At 36.2% G+C, this 20,062-nt stretch carries 16 protein-coding genes and 1 pseudogene; 13 read left to right on the forward strand and 4 right to left on the reverse strand.

Annotated features, from left to right (window positions below; all coding sequences use genetic code 11):
- Positions 1 to 34: 34 nt before the first annotated feature.
- On the reverse strand, positions 35 to 943 hold the full coding sequence (locus ACZ5XR_RS02180) for a LysR family transcriptional regulator (RefSeq protein ID WP_464500081.1): 909 nt from the start codon (positions 941 to 943) through the stop codon (positions 35 to 37).
- Positions 944 to 1,121: 178 nt separating this feature from the next.
- On the opposite strand from ACZ5XR_RS02180, the gene ACZ5XR_RS02185 reads away from it, so the two are divergent.
- From ACZ5XR_RS02185 to ACZ5XR_RS02205, 5 genes are all read left to right on the forward strand, one after another.
- Positions 1,122 to 2,300 carry an acyl-CoA dehydrogenase family protein gene (locus tag ACZ5XR_RS02185; RefSeq protein WP_464500082.1) on the forward strand — a complete coding sequence of 393 codons (1,179 nt, stop codon included), beginning with the start codon at positions 1,122 to 1,124 and terminating at the stop codon, positions 2,298 to 2,300.
- 185 nt (positions 2,301 to 2,485) lie between these two features.
- Positions 2,486 to 4,063 carry a class I adenylate-forming enzyme family protein gene (locus ACZ5XR_RS02190; protein ID WP_464500083.1) on the forward strand — a complete coding sequence of 526 codons (1,578 nt, stop codon included), beginning with the start codon at positions 2,486 to 2,488 and terminating at the stop codon, positions 4,061 to 4,063.
- Between the two features lie 173 nt (positions 4,064 to 4,236).
- Positions 4,237 to 5,466 carry an MFS transporter gene (locus tag ACZ5XR_RS02195; protein ID WP_464500084.1) on the forward strand — a complete coding sequence of 410 codons (1,230 nt, stop codon included), beginning with the start codon at positions 4,237 to 4,239 and terminating at the stop codon, positions 5,464 to 5,466.
- A 26-nt stretch (positions 5,467 to 5,492) separates the two neighbouring features.
- A complete protein-coding gene (locus ACZ5XR_RS02200) occupies positions 5,493 to 6,677 on the forward strand; it encodes a serine hydrolase domain-containing protein (protein WP_464500085.1) in 1,185 nt (394 codons plus the stop codon).
- Positions 6,678 to 6,776: 99 nt separating this feature from the next.
- Entirely contained in the window at positions 6,777 to 7,166 is a 390-nt protein-coding gene (locus ACZ5XR_RS02205; RefSeq protein ID WP_464500086.1) for a YidH family protein, read from the forward strand.
- A 561-nt stretch (positions 7,167 to 7,727) separates the two neighbouring features.
- On the opposite strand, the gene ACZ5XR_RS02210 is transcribed toward ACZ5XR_RS02205, so the two are convergent.
- Together ACZ5XR_RS02210 and ACZ5XR_RS02215 are read right to left on the reverse strand one after the other, a co-directional pair.
- Positions 7,728 to 8,276, reverse strand: a complete 549-nt coding sequence (locus ACZ5XR_RS02210; RefSeq protein WP_464500087.1) for a TetR/AcrR family transcriptional regulator — start codon at positions 8,274 to 8,276, stop codon at positions 7,728 to 7,730.
- Entirely contained in the window at positions 8,273 to 9,457 is a 1,185-nt protein-coding gene (locus tag ACZ5XR_RS02215) for an MFS transporter (RefSeq protein WP_464500088.1), read from the reverse strand. The genes ACZ5XR_RS02210 and ACZ5XR_RS02215 overlap by 4 nt, the downstream gene beginning before the upstream one ends.
- Before the next feature lie 890 nt (positions 9,458 to 10,347).
- On the opposite strand from ACZ5XR_RS02215, the gene ACZ5XR_RS02220 reads away from it, so the two are divergent.
- From ACZ5XR_RS02220 to ACZ5XR_RS02240, 5 genes are all read left to right on the forward strand, one after another.
- Entirely contained in the window at positions 10,348 to 11,058 is a 711-nt protein-coding gene (locus ACZ5XR_RS02220) for a response regulator transcription factor (RefSeq protein ID WP_464500089.1), read from the forward strand.
- Complete coding sequence (locus ACZ5XR_RS02225; RefSeq protein ID WP_464500090.1) at positions 11,055 to 12,389, forward strand: HAMP domain-containing sensor histidine kinase; 1,335 nt, start codon at positions 11,055 to 11,057, stop codon at positions 12,387 to 12,389. Before ACZ5XR_RS02220 ends, ACZ5XR_RS02225 begins: the two co-directional genes overlap by 4 nt.
- A gap of 171 nt (positions 12,390 to 12,560) precedes the next feature.
- Entirely contained in the window at positions 12,561 to 15,662 is a 3,102-nt protein-coding gene (locus tag ACZ5XR_RS02230; RefSeq protein WP_464500091.1) for an MMPL family transporter, read from the forward strand.
- Between the two features lie 349 nt (positions 15,663 to 16,011).
- Positions 16,012 to 16,296 (forward strand): ankyrin repeat domain-containing protein, encoded by a 285-nt coding sequence (locus tag ACZ5XR_RS02235; RefSeq protein ID WP_464500092.1) that lies wholly within the window; start codon positions 16,012 to 16,014, stop codon positions 16,294 to 16,296.
- Between the two features lie 222 nt (positions 16,297 to 16,518).
- Entirely contained in the window at positions 16,519 to 16,713 is a 195-nt protein-coding gene (locus ACZ5XR_RS02240) for a DUF6980 family protein (RefSeq protein ID WP_464500093.1), read from the forward strand.
- 134 nt (positions 16,714 to 16,847) lie between these two features.
- Here the strand turns inward: ACZ5XR_RS02240 and ACZ5XR_RS02245 are convergent, their stop codons facing one another.
- A complete protein-coding gene (locus ACZ5XR_RS02245; protein WP_464500094.1) occupies positions 16,848 to 17,354 on the reverse strand; it encodes a DinB family protein in 507 nt (168 codons plus the stop codon).
- Between the two features lie 125 nt (positions 17,355 to 17,479).
- On the opposite strand from ACZ5XR_RS02245, the pseudogene ACZ5XR_RS02250 reads away from it, so the two are divergent.
- The 3 genes and pseudogenes from ACZ5XR_RS02250 to ACZ5XR_RS02260 all read left to right on the forward strand — a co-directional run.
- Positions 17,480 to 17,686: pseudogene (locus tag ACZ5XR_RS02250) on the forward strand (radical SAM/CxCxxxxC motif protein YfkAB); the annotation flags it as partial.
- 267 nt (positions 17,687 to 17,953) lie between these two features.
- Positions 17,954 to 18,631: a response regulator transcription factor gene (locus tag ACZ5XR_RS02255; RefSeq protein ID WP_464500095.1), complete on the forward strand. Its 678-nt coding sequence runs from the start codon at positions 17,954 to 17,956 to the stop codon at positions 18,629 to 18,631.
- On the forward strand, positions 18,628 to 19,968 hold the full coding sequence (locus tag ACZ5XR_RS02260; protein ID WP_464500096.1) for a sensor histidine kinase: 1,341 nt from the start codon (positions 18,628 to 18,630) through the stop codon (positions 19,966 to 19,968). The genes ACZ5XR_RS02255 and ACZ5XR_RS02260 overlap by 4 nt, the downstream gene beginning before the upstream one ends.
- Positions 19,969 to 20,062 lie beyond the last annotated feature (94 nt).

Here is a 20,062-nt window from a genome sequence, read left to right on the forward strand (position 1 = left end):
CGACTTGCGGTCGACAGGATGTTATTCTTTTTTCTCATTCAAATTTTGGGATATACAATTTGAGGTACTTTAAAAACTCCCTGACTGCCAAAGGAAAGTGTTTTTTCTTTGACCGTATCCATCCGAAGGATCGGTGACTGGATTCGAAATTTATTAATGGTATTGGAATAATTTCTCCACTTTTTACATAATGGTCATCTATTAGTGCTATGTCCATCAAAAAGCTTATGGCTAACCCTTCTGAAACGGCTTTTTTGATGACTTCGGTATTGTTAGAAGAAAATAAAATATTTAACGGTCCGTATCGATCCATAAATGTAGAAATGGAATCTTTCCATATGTCCCCATCATACATCACTACTGTTTCATTGATTAGTTCCTCAGGAGTTACAAAATCACTGAATGCAAACGGAGAATGTTTGCTTACACAAACCATGATTTTCCCTTCTAATAAGGTTTCATAAACAAGTTCCTCATGTGAACTCCTATCGATTTCATCAACCATGGCTAATCCAATGTCAATTTTCCCTTGAATTACATCTTCAATAATATTTGGTGACTTTTTTTCTGTTATGTTAATAGGGATGTTCGGGTAGTCTCTTTTAAAATTTGCTAAGGACTTGAGTAAAATCGGCATAAATAAGCTTGGGCTGGCTGATAAATTTAATTTTCCATTTATTAAGGATGTTTGCTCCTGGGCGTCTTCTTGTATCTCTTCAAGTTTTACGATAATTTCATACGCTTTTTTAATGATATTTTTACCCTCTGCTGTAGGCAGGGCGCCTAATCGTGAACGTGTAAACAGATGAATGCTTAATTCTTGCTCTAGATTGGTAATCGCCTTACTAATAGTAGATTGGGAAACATGAAGATTTTGTGCCGCGACGGAAATCGAACGTGTCTTAGCTACTTCAATAATATATTTTAATTGTTCCAGATGCACAATGTTTCCTCCTATACATGAATTTTCTTCAATTATACATGATATATAGCTATTTTACTTTATTGTCAGCCATATATAAAATAAATTTAAGAATTTTTGAACTATTAGGTAATCATGAAGATAATTGAAATTGATTTTTAAAAGTGGGAAGAAATGTGCTTTCGGAAAGGGGCAAAGTATGCAGGAAACTGTACAAATCGAGAATATTGAACATTTAAGAGAGAGACTGCTTCATTTCATTCATAACGAGTTGTTACCGTTTGAAAAAGAACATGACATTGAATCAGAAAAAGAAATTCCATTGGAACAGATCAAATGGGTCAGAAAGCGCTCGAAAGAGCTCGGGTATTATGGCATAAACCTTCCAAAGGAGATAGGTGGGCAATCACTTAGCCTGAAGGGGCTATGTGTCTTAAAGGAAGAACTGGCAAAATCAGGGGCGTCTTTATGGGGGCACGTATTAGGTGAAATAGGCGGACCTTTGCGCATTGGTCAGATGTTAAAAATATTTACTCCAGATCAAATAACAAGGTATGTAATGCCAGTAATTAATGCAGAAGCAGGATGTTGTTTTGCACTTTCAGAACCCAGAGCAGGCTCAGATGCTCATTCCATTCAAACGACGGCAGTACTTGATGGTGATGACTATATTTTAAAGGGGAAAAAGCATTTTATAAGTGCTGCCCCATATGCGGATTGGGCTATTGTGATGGCGAAAGAGAAAGTGGAAACAGGTGGAGAAAGAGTTACAGCTTTTATTGTAGAGAAAAAATCAGAGGGAAGGCCAGGGTTTGAATTAGGAAACATACAAGTTCCAATTTCCGGAGAACGTAGCACGGCTGAGCTAATCTTTAATCAATGCCGAGTCCCATCAGTCAATATCCTTGGTAAACCGGGCAAGGGGTTGAAGCTGGGACTCAGCAGAATAAATGAAAATCGGGCCTCATGGGGGGCCACCTACCTTGGTGTGGCACAACGCCTTTTAGATTTATCTATCGATCATGCCAAACAGCGGGTCCAATTCGGTCGGCCAATTGGAGAATTTCAAGCGATTCAACACATGTTAGCGGAGATGGCGACTGAAATATACGCTGCACGTTGCATGCTCTACGATGTGGTGGAAAAGATTGATCATAGTGAAGAGGTGAGAGGAGCTTCATCGATGGTTAAACTGTACTGCTCTGAAGTTGCTAATCGTGTTGCGGACAAGGCTGTTCAAATCTTTGGAGGACAAGGGTTAATGAAAGGTCATCCTATAGAGAAAATGTACAGAGATGTCCGAATGTTTAGGATTCTAACTGGTACATCTGAAATTCAGAAAAACACTATTGCAAAAGAATTACTAGAAAAAAGATGAGTTTCTGTGGAGTAATCTGAGTGCTGGATTTATCCCATTCATTTCAGGACCTTTTTAAACGATGTGGCAAGGTGACTAGGGATTGAGCGTATTTGCGATACACCAAAAAGTTACCCTCATTTTTCAATATCCTAAACAAAAATAAGAAATACTAATTTTCGAATTTTAATTGAGAAGGGGATTTTATGGATACTTTAACCTATCAGGCTTTTCTTTTTAATAGAATATACCAATTTGACTCTCAACCTGCGCTTACTTGCTTAGAAACCAATAAAACCATCTCTTACAAGGAGCTAAGGGATAAAGTGGAAGTGGCAGCGAGCCAGTTGATTCGACTTGGCGTACAAATGGGGACCCATGTTGTAGTCTTAATTCCAAATAGCATTGAAAATGTCGTCTATAATCTTGCTGTAAGCCGATGCGGAGCAACCGTCATCCCATTAAATGATAAGCTTGGTGTTAGAGAAATCGAGTTTATCTTGAGGGATGCTGTGCCGCGAGTAGTAATTATGGCAACCCAGAAACATGTAGAGCCTGTGCTTGACTATCAAAAAGAGGCGGATAATAACAGTGTAAAGGTTATTGGCCTATCAGGCTTTGGTATTGAATACCCGGAAGAATTCTATTCTATAGATTTTGATGATAAAAAAGGCAGTAGAGTATTCCCTGTTGCCTCAATAGATAATCTGGCCACTATATCTTACACCGGTGGTACAACAGGTACTCCAAAAGGAGTGATGCATTCTCAAAAAAGCTTTGGGGCTTCACTCATGGCTTCATGTATGGAATATCCTTATGATGACCAGGATAAGGTACTCTTTTGTACTCCGCTTATTCATGCTGCAGGTGTATTGTTGCAAAGGTCATTAGTATCCGGCTGCCATGTCTATATCATGAAAGCGTTTCACCAGGAATTGTTTTTGGAAACAGTACAATCAGAACGGATTACAAGCACTTTTATAGTTCCGACCATTATTTACCGACTGATTGATGAGGCTAAGAAAAGAAAATACGATGTGAGTTCGTTGCGTAACATAAATTATGGTTCATCCCCAATCTCTTCAGAACGACTCAAGGAAGCGTTTGCAACCTTTGGTCCTATTTTTAGACAGCAATATGGGATGACAGAATGCAGCATTTTGATCACGAGGCTCACAAAAAGTGATCATCTCTGGGCGTACCAGAACAATCCTGAAGTGTTAAAAAGCTGCGGTAAACCATGTATGTTGACCCAAATTCGCCTGGTTGACAATAAAGGAAATGATGTGAAACCTTTACACCCAGGGGAAATTGCTGTCAAATCCCCTTCTGTCTCTGTCGGTTATTATAAAAGATCCGAACTTACAGAAGAGTCGTATCGTGATGGTTGGTTTTATACAGGAGATATCGGACAACTGGACGAGCATGGTTTTCTTCACATTATTGATCGTAAAAAGGATATGATCATTTCGGGCGGGTTCAATGTATATCCTGCTGAAGTAGAAAGGATCATCAACCAGCACCCTGCAGTAGCGATGAGTGCATGCATTGGCATCCCACATTCTGTTTGGGGAGAAGCAGTCTGCATATTTGCAGTGCTTCGAGAGGGAGAAAGCTGCTCCAAGGAAGACTTAATTGAGTTTTGTAAGGAACGTACATCTGTATATATGGTTCCAAAAGAGGTCCATTTTGAGACATCTCTACCGCTAACAATGGTAGGGAAGATTGATAAGAAAGAGTTAAGAAAGCTTTTCTGGGAAGGAGCAGCACGTCTAGTAAATTAGAAGAGAATCTCCTGAGTATGTCATTTGTTTAAATATTGTTGTAATTTTTCGGTTTTTTAAATTAAATAAAAGCTTTTCAGTTTCTGTCTCCTGTGATTATTTCGATTAACTGTGATGATTCATACTGCAAAGGAGTGCGAATCACATAGATTCTTCAAAAAGGAGCAAATAGAATGCAAGCGTTCGCAACCAATAAAAATCGTAAAACCATTATTATCATTCTACTATTTATCGGAATGACAATAAGTTACATTGATAAGGCATCGATTAATGTAGCCATCATTCCGATTCAGAAGGGACTGCACCTTAACTCTTTTGAATCAGGCTTGGTATTAAGTATTTTCTTTTTCAGCTTCGCTCTGATGAACCCATTAGGAGGGTGGCTTACAGATAAATACGGCTCACGAAAAGTGTTATTCCTTTCCATCTTAGCATTTTCACTTATTACTGCTTTTACGAGTTTTGCCTGGTCATTTGCATCGCTGCTATTGTTTCGTTTCCTTTTGGGTATAGGAGAAGGTAGTATTTTTCCTGCCAGTGTGCGAACAATTGCCGAAAACTTTCCTGGAAACGAAAGGGGCAGGGCAAGTTCATTCTTTCTATCTGCTCAAACATTCGGTGGAGCGATAGGTTCCGTAACAGTAGGGTTTTTAGTGGTATCTCTTGGTTGGAGGTCTATGTTTGTCAGTATTGGGATTATTGGTGTTGTAGTCGCCTGGGCGTTTTGGGTTTTTTTAAAATCTCCAGATGAATTACAAACGGAGAAACAGAATCAAAAGATAGTTTCTTATAAAAAGTTATTTAAATTGAATAATTTTTGGAAGATATTCTTTACTAAATTTTTTTCTAATATTGTGAATTGGGGCATGATTTCTTGGATGCCTTCTTATTGGGTAAGTAAAGGATTAGATTTGTTGTCAGTAAGTTTCTTGATGTCCATACCATATATTGCTTCCTTTCTCATGTTTAATGTAAGCGGCTGGATTTTAGATAAATATATGACAGGAAGAGAAAAACATCTGGCAATGGCAGGATCCATATGTTCGAGCATCTTTCTGTATTTAATGTTTAATGCAACCTCTGTGGCTCTTGGAATTGTTTATATGACCTTTAATTCGATTTCAATCGCTTTTATTGGAACATCTCTTTATACGATGCTCATTAAATACTCCCCAAAGGAATTAACTGGATCTGTAACAGGGCTTGTCAGTTTTAGCGGGCAAATTGCTGGGGGGATATCTCCAGTTATGATTGGATTTGTGCTTACTATTTTTAAAGGATCATACAATGCAGCTTCCTGGTTTTTAATCGCTGCTGCTTTTGCAGGGGCCATCGTATCACTTATGATTAAGAACAATGTCAAAGAAACAAATGAAACTGTACTTATAAAGCAATCTTTTTAATCAAAGTTTAAGCAGGAGGGATTGTTATGAAGTCCATTGCAAAGGATGAAATGAAGGCTTTTCCGCCAAATTCAGTTGATATCGTGACAAAGGATAATTGGTTTACTTCTAAAAAAAATTTACAACAATATTGTCATATTGGTGAACTAAGTCCCTGTCGTATTATCTGGAGAGGAAACCAAAAACCAGTTCCATTGTCATTTGCTAACAATCGTCTAGATTTAGCAAATATAAATGGTAATAATGGTGAAAGTGTTTTAGCTTATCTTGAGAGAACAAACACAAATGCTTTTTTAGTGATGCATAAAGGTTTAGTTTTGTATGAGAACTATTTTAACGGATATAAGTCTTATCAACCGCATGCATTGAACTCAGCCACAAAATCTTTTGTCGGCTTGATTGTTAGTTTGCTTGCTAATGACGGACTGTTGAATTTAAATAAAGAAGCTTCCTTCTACATTCCTGAATTACAAAGAACAGGGCTTGGTGAGGGAACGGTTCAACAGTTACTTGATATGCAAGTTCCTGTGAAATATATGGAAGCTGACACGCCAATGGGAATAGGCCGGGGAACACCGATTTTCATTGCATCCGGTTTAATACCAAAACCTAATAACTATAATGGGCCGAAAAACCTATACGATTTTATGATATCAAGCAAAAAAGATAAACTGCCTGGCTCTGTATTTAAGTATGACAATGGACAAACAGAAACATTGGGCTGGATTGTCAAACGCCTGACAGGAAAAAACTTAGCGGAATTAATTCAAGAATTCATCTGGACAAGATTGGGGGCAGAAGAAAACGCCTTGATGCACTTGGATCAAATCGGCACGGATCTAGCCAGCGGTGGTATGCGGGCTACATTGCGTGATTTGGCACGATTTGGAGAAATGATGCGCAACAATGGTTACTATAATGACAAACAAATCATTCCAGAGCATATAATTGAGGAAATTCAAAAAGGCGGAAACCCAAAATACCTTACGGAAAGTGGTCATCATCACCTTCCAGGGTTCTCCTACCATAATAAATGGTGGGTTAGTCATGATCCATACGGGGGATATTCAGCTCGTGGAAAGTTTGACCAGCTAGTACACATTGCATCAAAAACTGATACAGTCATAGTAAAATTATCATCTAATTATTCTTCTAATCCAGAGGGAATAGGTGGGGTTCAGGCAATAATAGAATATTTGGAAAAGCAATAGCTTCATTCCGGGAGAATTTGCAGTATTAATGGATCTGGCTAATTATGTTCACAGAATAAGGAATTTTTAAGAAAAGAATAGGGAGAAGGGTAACCATTTATGGAAGCTTTAAATAAATGGAAAGAAGGAGAAAACGATAGTATAAATTTTGCACAGCAGCATTTAGCAAATGAAAGAACATATTTAGCATGGATCCGGACTAGTGTATCTATTGTCGGAGTTGGGTTTTTGACTACTTCGTTGCATTTTACGATTAAAATTAACTCGAATCATTTTATTCATATCGTAGCGAAATTCCTAGGCATCTTTGCTTGTATCGTCGGTTTTATAATAGGAGTTTTGGCTACTCTTCAATATTCAAGGAAAAGGAAAGAAATCAATTATGGTGTTTTTAATCCTTCTAATCGTTGTATTTTCTTTATTTCTTCCCTGTTTTCCATCTTAATTTTTATTATTTTTATGTATCTTACTTTCTTGTTATTTTTGTAAGTTATTAATTAAGTGGGTTATTAAATCTGTATTTAATCATCTAAAATTAGGCTAATAAAAAAATAAGCAACTTGTAAACAAAATCTATTTACTTCCATGTAGGTTTGGATGTAATATACTGTTTTTGTATCAACTATGTGACTATAAAACCGTTATTCAAGAAGGAACGTTATTCCATTTAGGCGCTTTTCTAAAGTAACGAAAAAGCCTAATTTCTCAATTTTTATTGTACATTAAATTGAAATTAGGCTTTTTAATATTGAAAATTCCTTAACGTTGTAAATCCTCATTTTCCTGACGCTCCCCAACATCACGCATAAGTGATGTTCTAGAAATTCTACATCACGAGGCACTATAATAACAGCTGTTGGTGCGACCGGCAGCTGTTTGATTGCGTACGACGCGGTCGAATGTAATGGGGTGCAAATTGAGTATTTCCACCAAGGTCATGTCGACTTTATTATTTTCAGCACCGCAGGGTAACCAACTTTATAATGACAACAAGATTAAGATTATGTCGAGGGACACAAAATTACCTATAATAAGTTATTTTGGAAATCCCTATTTCATAATCCCGTGGAGGACAATCGCTAGCGCTTTTTCGATAGCTTCGGACGTTTTCAGCTTGTTTTCAAGCAAAAAGTCGTAATCAATGAACATGTTACCAATTTCTCCAAGCATTTTGGATAAGACACCGAAATGAACATTGGATTTCAGATTGCCTTCAGCCCTGAGATGCTCAAGCAACTGTTTGAGCGCATCAATTTTAAAATTCTTCAGTTCTACGATTTTGGCCCATTCATCCGGGTAAAATTGTTTGGCTTCGTTCAGGAGCGCAATGGGAAGCCGGTAACGGTGAATTGAGTAAATGATCGAATTGATTTTTTCAAAAATTTCCGCTTCACTGTTTAGTGCTTGAATAACGCTGTCCCGATGGCTTGCCAAGGTGGTTTCAAAATATGCGCGTACCACGTCGTTTTTGCTTTTAAAGTGTTGATACAATGTTTTTTTGCTGATGTGGAGTTCGGACGCGATTTCATCCATTGTGAACTTCCTCAGACCATATTTCTGAATTAATTCTGCGGCGACATCCAATATTTTCTCTTTCATGCTTGCTCCCCCGTTATTTGTGGTTTAGATTGCGGAATCATCAGCACCATACCGATGAGTCCAATACCGCTTATGAGCAGCAAGCTCCAAGATTCGGAAATGCCCCAAATCGCACCAGTGACAAGGGCCCCGATAAAATTCCCTACGTATTGAAAGGAATTGAAAATCCCGTTGGCCGTGCCACGTCGGCTGTCTTCGACCATGTTGTTCACGTTGGCTGCGATCAAGGTCGAGAGTGTAATATAGCCGCACAGAAATAAAGTGGTTCCGGTCAGAAGAAAGATAAAGGAAGACGAATTAAAGTAAAAAAGAATACTTATTGAAGAAACAAGAAAAGACGCAAGCAAAATTGGATGATTGAAGCGTTTATCCGACCATGATACCGCAAATTTCATGCACAAAACAGCAACGATGATGGCGGGCACAAAGACCTTCCACATTCCTTGCTCCCCGGTTACCTTACCTAAGTAAAGTGGGACGGCGTAGAATACGGACACCATCATAAAATTATTGACGAAAGCAGCCAAATTCATTTTGACAAATGATCTGTTCTTGACCAAGGCGCGAATCGTTTCATCAAGCGGTGGAACGGGCGTTTGGTCAAAGTGTTTGCTATCTTTCAAAATAAAAAGGATGAACAGTAGATTCAGGAAGATCAGGATCGCGCAGACCATAAACATCCAGCGCACGGACATGATGCCGCGAAGGAGCGGTCCAATGGCAAAGGCCAAGGCTGCCGCAGCGGAAATGAACGCGCCCAGGATACTCATAGCTTTCGTTCTTTCATTTTCTTGAACCAGGCTTATTCCCCATGAATAGCCAACTCCAATCACGGCACCGCTTCCTTGAAGCGCACGAGCCAAAATCAAAAGTCCCATATTATTGGAAAAATAAGCAAGGACAAGTCCGGCGACTACCATCGCCAGGCCAATCAGCATCATCTTTTTATTTCCATATCGGTCGCTGAGAATCCCGAATGGAATTTGAAAAAATGCCTGTGTTAGCCCTAAAATTCCTATGGCTAACCCGGCGAGTAAAGGCGTGTAGCCGATCAAATCTTTACAGTAAGTGGAGATAAAAGGCATCACAATCGTCATAGACATTTGCCGCAGCGCAAGTGCCATGCTTAACATGATAACTGGAAACATAGCAGATGTAGCCTTGTAATTATTATTGATCAATGGAATTCCTCCTGATGTATAAACTATGGAAACTAATAATGTTTATATCGTTTCCTCTGAATTTTATAACTCCTCTTATAAGATGTCAAGATTTTAGAAGATCATCATTAAAGATGTTAATGCAGGTAAAATACTGGTCGAAAGGCATATGGAAGACTTAATCCCTTTCGGAAATATGAACGATGTACAAAAAAGACCGATTAATTTAAATCGGTAAACTATAGTGTTATTTTCGCGAATATGAGGAATCATTTTTAGAATGCGTTTTCTTATTTGGCATTAAACAAGTGGGCTCTTTTCCGAGAAGAATTAGCGAAGAAGGCGTACATATTGAACATAATGTACGCCTATTTTTGTAGTATTGTTAATACTTCAGAAATACGCCTTTTTGTTGAATAATTCTTTTTTATTATGAGAAAACCCGTAACAAAACTTCTAACTCCGAAGCAACATAAAAATTATCTTTGTCCATTCCTTGGGATCTCGACTCTTATTTCCATTGAATTCGGATTTTGGACGCCACCATTTTTCAACTTCCGGATGCGTACGCCGATCGTTATCCCAGGTCAGGAGGGAGTGCACATAAAAGGAACTCCATAATGAATAAAGAGAACCCTTTCTTACATTCTTTAATGCTGCCGGTCAAAGTTGCCTTGAGGGCGTTCTAAAGGTCTTTTGCCCTCCTTTAAAATTTAAAGATCATTACATTTTGAACAAACACATTATAATTCTTTATACTTTTTTTATGATTATTTTATATCCTCTTGTTACGATTAATTATGATATGAATTAGATTAAATCAACATGAAAAAAAGAGTACAAGGGGAAAATATATCATTAACTTCTTAAAGATATTAGTTCTAAGAAAATACAAAAATCAGGTGGAGAATATGGAAAAAACAATTTTAGTAGTAGATGATGACCGGGATATCGTAAGGCTTATTTCCGATGGATTAAAATACGAACAATTTAAAATTGTGTCTGCTTATTCTGGAATTGAAGCTTTGGAAAAAGTTTGTAATGAGAAAATTGATTTTATTATTCTGGACATTATGATGCCTGGTATGGATGGGCTAGAAGTCTGCAGGATGATTCGCCAAAAATATAATTTACCCATCCTTATTTTAAGTGCTAAGGATCGGGATATGGATAAAGTTATTGGTTTAGAAATTGGAGCCGATGACTATATGACAAAACCATTCAGTATCCATGAGCTTACTTCAAGAGTAAGAGCTCATTTTCGAAAAGTGGATCGTCTGCAAAAAGAATGGACTCATCAATTTGAAGATGGGCAATTTCATCCTCAGCCAAAAAGCCCCTTATTTTTAAACCAAAAGTCCTTTGAAGCATATTTAAATAATCAAAAGATTGAACTTTCCACAAAAGAATTTCAAATATTATCTTATCTCTATCAACATACTAACCAAGTGTTAAGCAGGGAGCAGATATATGAAAAGATTTGGGGAGATGAATTTGGAGATATAAATACGGTTACTGTTCATATTAAAAATTTACGAAAGAAATTAGGTAAAAATTTTGATTACATCAAAACCATTTGGGGGATTGGGTATAAATTTGTTTTAGAAGGATCGATTGAATGAAACTTAAAGTAAAACTGCCATTATTATTTTCAGTTATTGTTTTGCTGTTAGCCTGTATTATTTTTTATTATATAAAGGTTGAGGTTATTAACAGCATTGTAACTAAGGTCTTTGAAACAAGGCAGTATGATATAAAAAGAGATGAAATAATACCTGATAGAATCGGCCAATTGTATCCAAATATTTCTTCGATAAAAAAATATATGAAGAAAAAAGCCAATCAAGAGAAATTATCGATTACTTTATATGATAAAAATTTTACTTCAGTAATTGATGTTGATGCCGCGCATCAAGGCGAAAAATATGGGGGAACATTTTATCCAATTAGGGATAGAAGTGGGGAAACGGTTATGTTTTTAAAAATTGAACGCCCTTATAATGTAAATGTTCTGGTGTTGAATATGTTCCTAACCAAAACACTCGCTCTCCTAATGATTTCGTTGATTTTAGTTTTTATCACCTTAACGATCTTTTTTCATTTTAATATTACAAAACCAATTCAAAATTTAAACAAAAGGTTAAGAATGATAAAAAACTACAGCCCGTTTTCTTTTATCCAATTAAAAAGAAAAGATGAGATTGGTGAGCTCTATCAGCATGTGAATGAAATGCAAAAAAGGATTCAGCAATCAAACAAAGAACAGGTTGATATGGTGGCGGCAATCACTCATGATTTAAAAACACCTTTAACATCGATAAATGGATTCATTGAGTTATTGTTGGCAAACAAGCCTCTATCTGAAAAAAATCAGAAAGAATACTTACACCTTATTAAAAAAAAGTCTCAAGATATCACGACTTTAATCAATGAATTTTCAGCATTTACAAAAAATGAAATTTTATTGCCTTCTGTAAATTTTCAGCTGGTCAACATTAAGCAATTTTTTGAAAATATTGCTTTAGAATATGAAGCAGAATTATCGGGACTAGATTATGAACTTATTTGGGAACATTCTTTTCATCAAAAGGACAGTTTTATGATAAATGAGTCTATAATGCGCAGGGTATTTGCCAATCTATTCAGCAACTCGGTCAGATACGGTCCAACAGAAAACCTTAAGATCTATCTGAAAGGTTATTTAAAAAAAGATTTTGTTTATTTCGTTTTAGAAGACAATGGAATCGGTGTTCCTGAAGATGATATTGGAAGTCTGTTTCAAAGATTTTTCACCGTCGATAAATCTCGCCAAAGCATCAAGGGCGGCACAGGACTGGGATTAGCCAGTTGTAAATCCATTATAGAGAGACATGGCGGAGAAATCATTGCTTTTCGTTCAATAAAAGGCGGGTTAGGAATCAAGTTTTCTGTACCTATCAATAAAATAATGTAAAAGGGGCCTAAAAAGGCCCTTTTATATTGTTTAAAACGGCTTTCAAAACAATTTGTTACTTATTTGTTATTAATATCCCTTATTCTTTATAATTCTTTATTTTTGTTTTATTTTCATTTCATATTTGACTGCTAGGATAATGTTTAAAGTAGGATGAAAGTGAGGCAAACAATGGAATATGTAATTAAATGGAAATGGCCAATTGTTTTGATATGGATCTTGACCATCGGGTTGTTGCTTGTTTCAATGCCCAATTTAGGGCAACTTGTAAGAGATAAGGGGCAAGTTAGTGTACCGGAAGGTTATTCCTCTAAGAAGGCAGATGAATTATTAAAGGAATTAGATAACAACAAAAATAGTAATAATCAAATGTCAGTTATTGTTGTATTTCATGAAAAAAATAAATTGACGAATGCCCAGTTTAATGAAGTAGAGAATGAAATTAATCATCTTGATTCAAAGAAAAATGAATTGGGAATAACGAAGATTACCTCATACCTAAATAATGAGGAAATGAAAGAACAGTTAATCTCAAAAGATGAGACAACTGTCCTTACTTTGGTAACGGTAGATAATAAAGGCAGAACAAAATCAGAAATAAGAAATGATTTAAATGCTGAGTTAAAAAATAGTAAAGTTCATACTTATTTAACTGGATCTGATCTTATTTCAGAGGACTTTACTGAAACCACACAAGCGGGAGTCCATAAAACAGAAGGAGCTGCCATTGCTTTTATCATTATTGTCCTTATTATTGTTTTTCGCTCTCCTATTTCTCCAATAGTATCATTATTGACTGTTGCTCTAGCGTATCTTGCTTCTTTAGGTGCAGTTACACAGTTGGTCGAACATTTTAATTTTCCCTATTCAAATTTCACCCAAATATTTTTGATATTGGTTCTATTTGGTATAGGAACAGATTACAATATTTTACTATTCTCAAGGTTCAGGGAAGAGCTAATAAAACAAGAATCGGTTTTATCTGCAATTACTCAAACGTATAGAACCGCAGGAAAAACGGTTTTTTATAGCGGCCTTACAGTATTCATTGGATTTAGCGTATTAGGATTGGCTCAGTTCCAACTGTTTAAATCCGCCTCAGCAGTTGGAATTGGAGTAGGAATACTTCTAGTTGCCTTATTTACGATTCTTCCATTTTTTATGGCTTTGTTAGGTAATAAGTTATTTTGGCCATCAAAGAATGCAACAGGCCATAAAGAAAATAAGCTTACAGCTATGATTACTAAATTTTCCATATACAGACCTATTCTTGGTCTCATTCTTACTACCATTATATGTGTGCCGGAATTATTTTTCTATCATGGACAATTATCATATAATTCTTTGCAGGAAATTAGTCAATCCTATTCTTCCGTAAATGGGATAAATATTGTTTACGACCACTTCCCGCAAGGACAGGCATTACCAACCAATTTAGTTTTAAAAAGTGACCATCCTTTAGATTCTGACGATTCTTTGGCATTCATTGATGCTGTGAGTGAATCGCTTCAATCGATTAAAGGCGTTGAAAAGGTATACAGCGCCACTCGTCCTAAGGGTGAGAAAATACCTGAATTATATACAGATAATCAAACGTCAAAGGTAAGTGATGGTGTAGGAAGAGCAACGGATGGAGTGACAAAAATTAAAGGCGGCTTGTTAGGCGCTGCCAACAAATTAAACGCGGTTCCAACTGATAATTTTAATAAAGTAAATCAATTAATCTCTGGAACAAAAGAAGTGAAATCTGGTATTGATCAAACAACCAAAGCGCTCACAAAAATAAGTGATGGGTTAGTTAAAGGAACAGCCGGCACAGATAAGCTGAACAAAGGCATGACCGAATTGAATCGCAACCTAAGTTTGCTCACTCAATCTACCGGAGCCTTATCAAGTAATGTTAACAAAATTCAATCCGGATATAATGCCCTTTATACCCAGTATCAAAAAATAGCGGATTCTGTTAATGGATTAATTGGTGCATCTCAATCGATGAATGCCTATATAGTAAATCTTGGGCAGAGTTATTCGGAATTAGAAGGCGATGCGAATTATCAAGCGTTACAGCAAGTTTCTAAGAAACTTAATAAACAACTGCAGCATCTCTATGAAGAATTAACGATAGTCAATGAAAAGTTTACTTCTGCTAATCAGAAGTTAGACCAAATCAACTCAGGCATCAAACAAATTAATATTGGACAGGAAAAAGTGCTGGCGGGATCGGTAAAATTGGGCGAAAGTACAAAAGCGCTTGAGGTGGCACTTAATAAGGGGACTGCGGGGCACGAACAAGTGATTCAAAATATGCCGAAATTATCTGCAGGTTTATCGAAAATCAATGAAGGCCAAATACAATTAAATGCCGGTTTAACTAAGCTTAAAGGGAATATGGGGACATTACAAAAAGGATTGAATGATAGTGTAATAGGCCTCGGTCAGGTGAATACCGGCTTTACAAGTGTAAAGAAATACTTAGAAGAAGTATCAAATACGAGTACAGCTAAAACCTTCTTTATTCCTGAAGATGTGCTAACGGGAAAAGATTTTCAAAAATCACTGGATACCTTTATGTCTGGTAATCGAAAAATAACAAAATGGACAATTGTCCTTTCAGTTGATCCATACTCTAACGATGCAATGAATATCGTTAAAGAAATAGATCAAAAATATCAGCAGGTAGCTAAAGACTATGGATATGAACATTCTTCTTATGGAATTGGTGGGATTTCATCCCAAAATAATGATTTAAATACCATCAGCACAAGTGATTTTACAAAGACGGCAAGTATTATGCTCATCGGAATATTAATTGTCCTGTTTGTGATTACCCGATCCTTTTGGATGCCATTATACATTATAACATCACTTGTTGGTGCATATTTTACGGCTCTGTCTATGACAGAAAACATTTTTAGAAACTTTACAAAGTATGATGATTTGACTTGGACCATTCCATTCTTTGCATTTATCATGATTGTAGCATTAGGAGTAGATTATAGTATCTTTTTAATGATGAGATACCGTGAATTTCATCATTTAAGTCCTCGAGAAGCCATATTAGAAGCCATGAAACAGATTGGCGGAGTGATTATATCAGCTGTAATAATCCTAACCGGAACCTTTGCAGCGATGTACCCTTCAGGGGTGTTAACTTTAACCCAATTGGCTACAACGGTAATTATTGCGTTGTTTTTATTAGCATTTATTTTACTGCCAATGTTTTTACCATCATTGACGAGTGTAACTTATAGAACAAATAAATTTACAGAATAAAATGTATTGTCCTCTTAAATCTATCGAAATGCTTGAAAGATCACTTACCTAGATGTAAGGAAGCTTTAAGCAGTTAAAGCTTCTTTACATGACGAGAAAGATTAAAATGAAAAATTCCTTTTTCTGATAATTAGTTGATGTGTTTTTTGGCAATATGGTCATTAAGCTTTATGAATCATTAACCTACGAAAATGATGTATAGACATTAATATTTATACATCATTTTTCAAACTGTTTTTATTAAACAAATGTAAGCAGGTTACTTAAAGAAGGAAACCGATAGTGACGAGGAGAAATATAATTTACAGTGTAAAAAAACGGAGGAAAAATATGCCTACTGAAAAAGCGGATGTTTTTACTTTGGCGAGATTTGGGGATTTTTGAATCATTTAAGAAGAAATTCATTTTAGATGAAATTAACAAAAAAGATGAGAACGGGTCAGGTTTATTACACTATTCTATTGCTGGAGAAAATCTTGATATATCGATGTTCCTAATAAAAAACGGTATTGATGTTAATATGACAGTAGAAGATGGTCGAACAGCGTTACATTCAATTTGTGAGAGACCTAATTTGGATATAGCACGAGAAATTCTTAGATGTAGCGGAGATATAAACATTAGAGACAAATAAGGTAATAATGCACTATGGACAGCAGTTTTTAACTGTAAAGGCAGATATTACGATATGGTTGAACTTTGCAGTACAATCCAGATTCAACCACAAAAAATAATGCAGGGAGGTCGCCCTTAGACTTTGCAAAGCAGGTAGGAAATGCAAAATTGATTGGAATTTTAGAAAAATAATCTTGTTGCACTAACGGGGTGCTTGAACTAAATAAGGAGAAATGAAATTATGAAAAAACATTGTTGTGAGGATATGGCTTATCATGCCAATTTCGAGTGTGATATACATAAGAATCCCTATAAATGTCCCGACAAGATAATCATTTTTGATGAAAAGAATTATGAATACGGTTTGATAATTCATGATGGTGGCACGTCAAGTATCGGCATTTCTTATTGTCCTTGGTGCGGTTCAAAAATCTGAAAAAATAACTCATCCTTGTTTCACTAACGGGGGCGTTAGTTGAACAATAAATGGACTGTTTAGCAGTCCATTTTCAATTTTCCGTTATTTAAAAAGTAGAATTGTTTAATAAAAAAACACTCCCGAAGGAGTGTTCACCGCTTCAGTTCAAAAAGGTAAAATCCATAGTCTGTGGAAACACCTTCATAACCCATTTGCCTAAGCATTGCAGTAATGTTACCACGGTGATATGTGCCGTGATTAACTACGTGCCTAACGAGATCGTTGTAATTAGCCCGCAACACACCGAATTTAAGCGGGTACTCAGATATTGCCTCTAAATCAGTTTGATGGTTCAAGATAAACTCTTCATATCGAGCCTCTATTTTAGCAAAGTAAGCCTCTAATGCGTCGAGCGTGGCATCGTTTACCTCTTCACGCGAGCTCGTCATTGCAGTATAGATGTCCTCAGGACTTTCATGGGACATTATGCTTAGCCAAGTGTTATCGACAGAATAGATATGTGCTAATGCGTCACTGATGGTAGGAAATACACTTTTTAGTGGTCTACGGTACAGATCATCAGGAAGTTTCTTTAAATGATTAAAAACTCTTTTATTAGCCCAAACATGGTAACGAAATAGTTCAAGCATATCGTTCATTATATCCCTCCTAACTCCTGGTGTTATTTCCAATAGCAAGGTGTTCCATACATACAAATGGTTCCTTCAACTATTATACACGTTCTTTTTTCGGATGAATCCCCTTAACTGTCCTTCTTTCTCTAACGGGGGCGTTAGTTAATATTCAAACCACTAGTCTGCTTGAGGCGTATGATAACTGAAAAAACTCAAAGGCTGCTAAAGAGCTAAGCTGCCATTGTCCAGAAGTGGCTTACTTAGGACCGAACATACTTGTGAAGAATAGTTATTATCAAAATAAGGCTTTTACTGTTCAGAAGGCGAAAATTTTTAAAAGAAAAAAGAATATCTAAAGGCGGATTAATTGCCGCCTTTTTTTAATACTTTAATTAGGTTTGCTAAGAATTTCACTTATAGTAATGTTTTAGGATTTTACCTTCCGCTCCAATCAACAGGGTTAAGAAAGCAACAATGTCCTTTAACACAGCCTTGCCTAAAAAAAGGGAGGTCTTGTATTTAAATATATTCTTCCATAACTTTGCCCTGATAGTTAAAATACAATTAAAATCCCAGTCACTCTTGGTTAAAATAGAAATATCTTAAAAAGGAGTACGTAGATAATGATTACAACGATCTTAATTGCAGATGATGATGTTAATATTCGGAGGGTGAACCAACTTTATTTGGAGAATGAGGGGTTTCAAATAAAAGTTGCTTGTGACGGGAAAGAGGCACTTGACATATTGGAGCAAGAGAAAATTGATTGTTCAGTCATCGATATCATGATGCCAAATGTAGATGGATGGGAACTTTGTAAGAAAATAAAAGACTATTATGATATTCCGGTTTTAATGTTAACTGCCAGAGCTGAGTTGGATGATACCATTAAAGGTTTTAAACTGGGAACTGATGATTATGTAACGAAGCCTTTTCACCCGGCTGAGCTTGTTATGAGGGTAAAATCATTGCTGAAAAGATATCGTGTTGCTTCGGAGCGCAGTATTACTTTTAACAAAATGACGATCAATCGTGATAGCTATAAAGTTCAGATTAAAGATGAGGAGTTCCTGTTGCCAATAAAGCAGTTTGAACTGCTATATATGTTAGCCAGTCAACCTGGGAAAATTTTCACCAGGGATCAATTAATTGAAAGTATCTGGGGGCTTGATTATGAAGGGGATGAAAGAACTGTTGATACCCATATCAAAAAACTACGCAAGCAATTTAAAAATTATGAGGACATCCTCCAAATTTGTACGATAAGGGGACTTGGTTATAAATTAGAGGTATTGTCATGATCCAATCTATATACATAAAAAATTGTTTGAATTACTTTTTTGTTATTATCGTGTCATTGATCATTTCTTTTTTTATTACTTCTCTTATTTTTCAAAATCAAATTATTAAATTCCGGGAATCTGAGGTAATTGAACAGGGAAAAGGAATGACTCATTTATACCAAGCCTTTGGATATAAAGGATTTAATGAATATTTAAAAAGTACTAACTTGCCTTATGATGTCTATCTTTATAATAAAAATGGCCTAGTATTAAAAACTCCAAACGCTCCGAAATTAAGTGGATTGAGTAAAAATACGATCATGGATGTTGCAGCAGGTCATGTATATCGGCAATTGGAAGATGGCCCCCACAAAATGCTGATTGGACTGCCATCGGACAGGAAAAATGCTAAATTTGCTTTATTTATTAGACCAAGTTTAAAAGAGCCATATAGTCAGATTAGAAATATACTATTAACTTCATTATTGATTGTACTAGTCATCGGAATCTCTCTAATTCTAATTACAACCCGTTTTTTAGTGAGACCCCTTGTTCACATCACCAATGCAACAAATGAACTTGCCAGAGGTAATTTTCACATTCATTTAGATGTAAAAAGCAAAGATGAAATTGGTCAATTAGCCAAAAGCTTTAATTATATGGTAAAGGAGTTAAATAGTACGGAGCAAATGCGCAAGGATTTCGTTGCAAACGTCTCCCATGAGCTTCAGTCACCGCTTGCTGCTATTAAGGGCATGACAATCGCGTTAAAGGATGAAGCTGTGAAACCAGAGGAAGGAAAGCTTTATTTGGAGCAAATTTTGCTTGAAAGTGAGCGTCTTTCGGGTTTAACGAAACAACTCTTAAATCTTTCTATTCTTGAGGCGAACAAGTCACCTTTTAAGCCAAAACACTACCCGTTGGATCGACAATTGCGAAATCAGCTTGTTGGCATGCAATCCCTATGGATGGAAAGGAATCTTGAAATTGATTTTGATATTCCAAAGCTCGAAGTTTATGCTGATGAATCGTTAATGAATCAAGTGTGGACCAATTTATATTCAAATGCGATTAAATATAATTTTGATTATGGCAAAATTTCAGTACGAGGAAACGACCGCGGTAATCAGGTCGAAATTTTGATTAGCAATACCGGTTATGGAATTCCTAAAAAAGATATTCCTCATATTTTTGAACGGTTTTATCGAGGTGAAAAGGCGCATACCCGGGCGAGCGAAAGCTATGGGCTTGGATTGGCAGTTGTAAAGAGGATCATTGATTTGCACAATGGGAGTATCTCCGTCGATAGTGCAGAAGGGAAAGAAACTACTTTTAGAATTTGTTTAAATAAATGAATGATCGTTAAGAAGGCAGTCCTGGTGCGGACTGTTTTTTTATATGAAATTTTTACATATATGAATAGGTCACATAGAGGACACAAAACTATTA

The organism is Neobacillus sp. Fa239 (genome assembly GCF_055395235.1).

What these genes read in the sequence shown, in the direction of transcription:
- ACZ5XR_RS02185 (WP_464500082.1), top strand. Translation starts at nt 1,122, where the DNA reads ATGCAGGAAACTGTACAAATCGAGAATATTGAACATTTAAGAGAGAGA.
- ACZ5XR_RS02190 (WP_464500083.1), top strand. Translation starts at nt 2,486, where the DNA reads ATGGATACTTTAACCTATCAGGCTTTTCTTTTTAATAGAATATACCAA.
- ACZ5XR_RS02195 (WP_464500084.1), top strand. Translation starts at nt 4,237, where the DNA reads ATGCAAGCGTTCGCAACCAATAAAAATCGTAAAACCATTATTATCATT.
- ACZ5XR_RS02200 (WP_464500085.1), top strand. Translation starts at nt 5,493, where the DNA reads ATGAAGTCCATTGCAAAGGATGAAATGAAGGCTTTTCCGCCAAATTCA.
- ACZ5XR_RS02205 (WP_464500086.1), top strand. Translation starts at nt 6,777, where the DNA reads ATGGAAGCTTTAAATAAATGGAAAGAAGGAGAAAACGATAGTATAAAT.
- ACZ5XR_RS02210 (WP_464500087.1), bottom strand. Translation starts at nt 8,276, where the DNA reads ATGAAAGAGAAAATATTGGATGTCGCCGCAGAATTAATTCAGAAATAT.
- ACZ5XR_RS02220 (WP_464500089.1), top strand. Translation starts at nt 10,348, where the DNA reads ATGGAAAAAACAATTTTAGTAGTAGATGATGACCGGGATATCGTAAGG.
- ACZ5XR_RS02225 (WP_464500090.1), top strand. Translation starts at nt 11,055, where the DNA reads ATGAAACTTAAAGTAAAACTGCCATTATTATTTTCAGTTATTGTTTTG.
- ACZ5XR_RS02230 (WP_464500091.1), top strand. Translation starts at nt 12,561, where the DNA reads ATGGAATATGTAATTAAATGGAAATGGCCAATTGTTTTGATATGGATC.
- ACZ5XR_RS02235 (WP_464500092.1), top strand. Translation starts at nt 16,012, where the DNA reads ATGTTTTTACTTTGGCGAGATTTGGGGATTTTTGAATCATTTAAGAAG.
- ACZ5XR_RS02240 (WP_464500093.1), top strand. Translation starts at nt 16,519, where the DNA reads ATGAAAAAACATTGTTGTGAGGATATGGCTTATCATGCCAATTTCGAG.
- ACZ5XR_RS02245 (WP_464500094.1), bottom strand. Translation starts at nt 17,354, where the DNA reads ATGAACGATATGCTTGAACTATTTCGTTACCATGTTTGGGCTAATAAA.
- ACZ5XR_RS02255 (WP_464500095.1), top strand. Translation starts at nt 17,954, where the DNA reads ATGATTACAACGATCTTAATTGCAGATGATGATGTTAATATTCGGAGG.
- ACZ5XR_RS02260 (WP_464500096.1), top strand. Translation starts at nt 18,628, where the DNA reads ATGATCCAATCTATATACATAAAAAATTGTTTGAATTACTTTTTTGTT.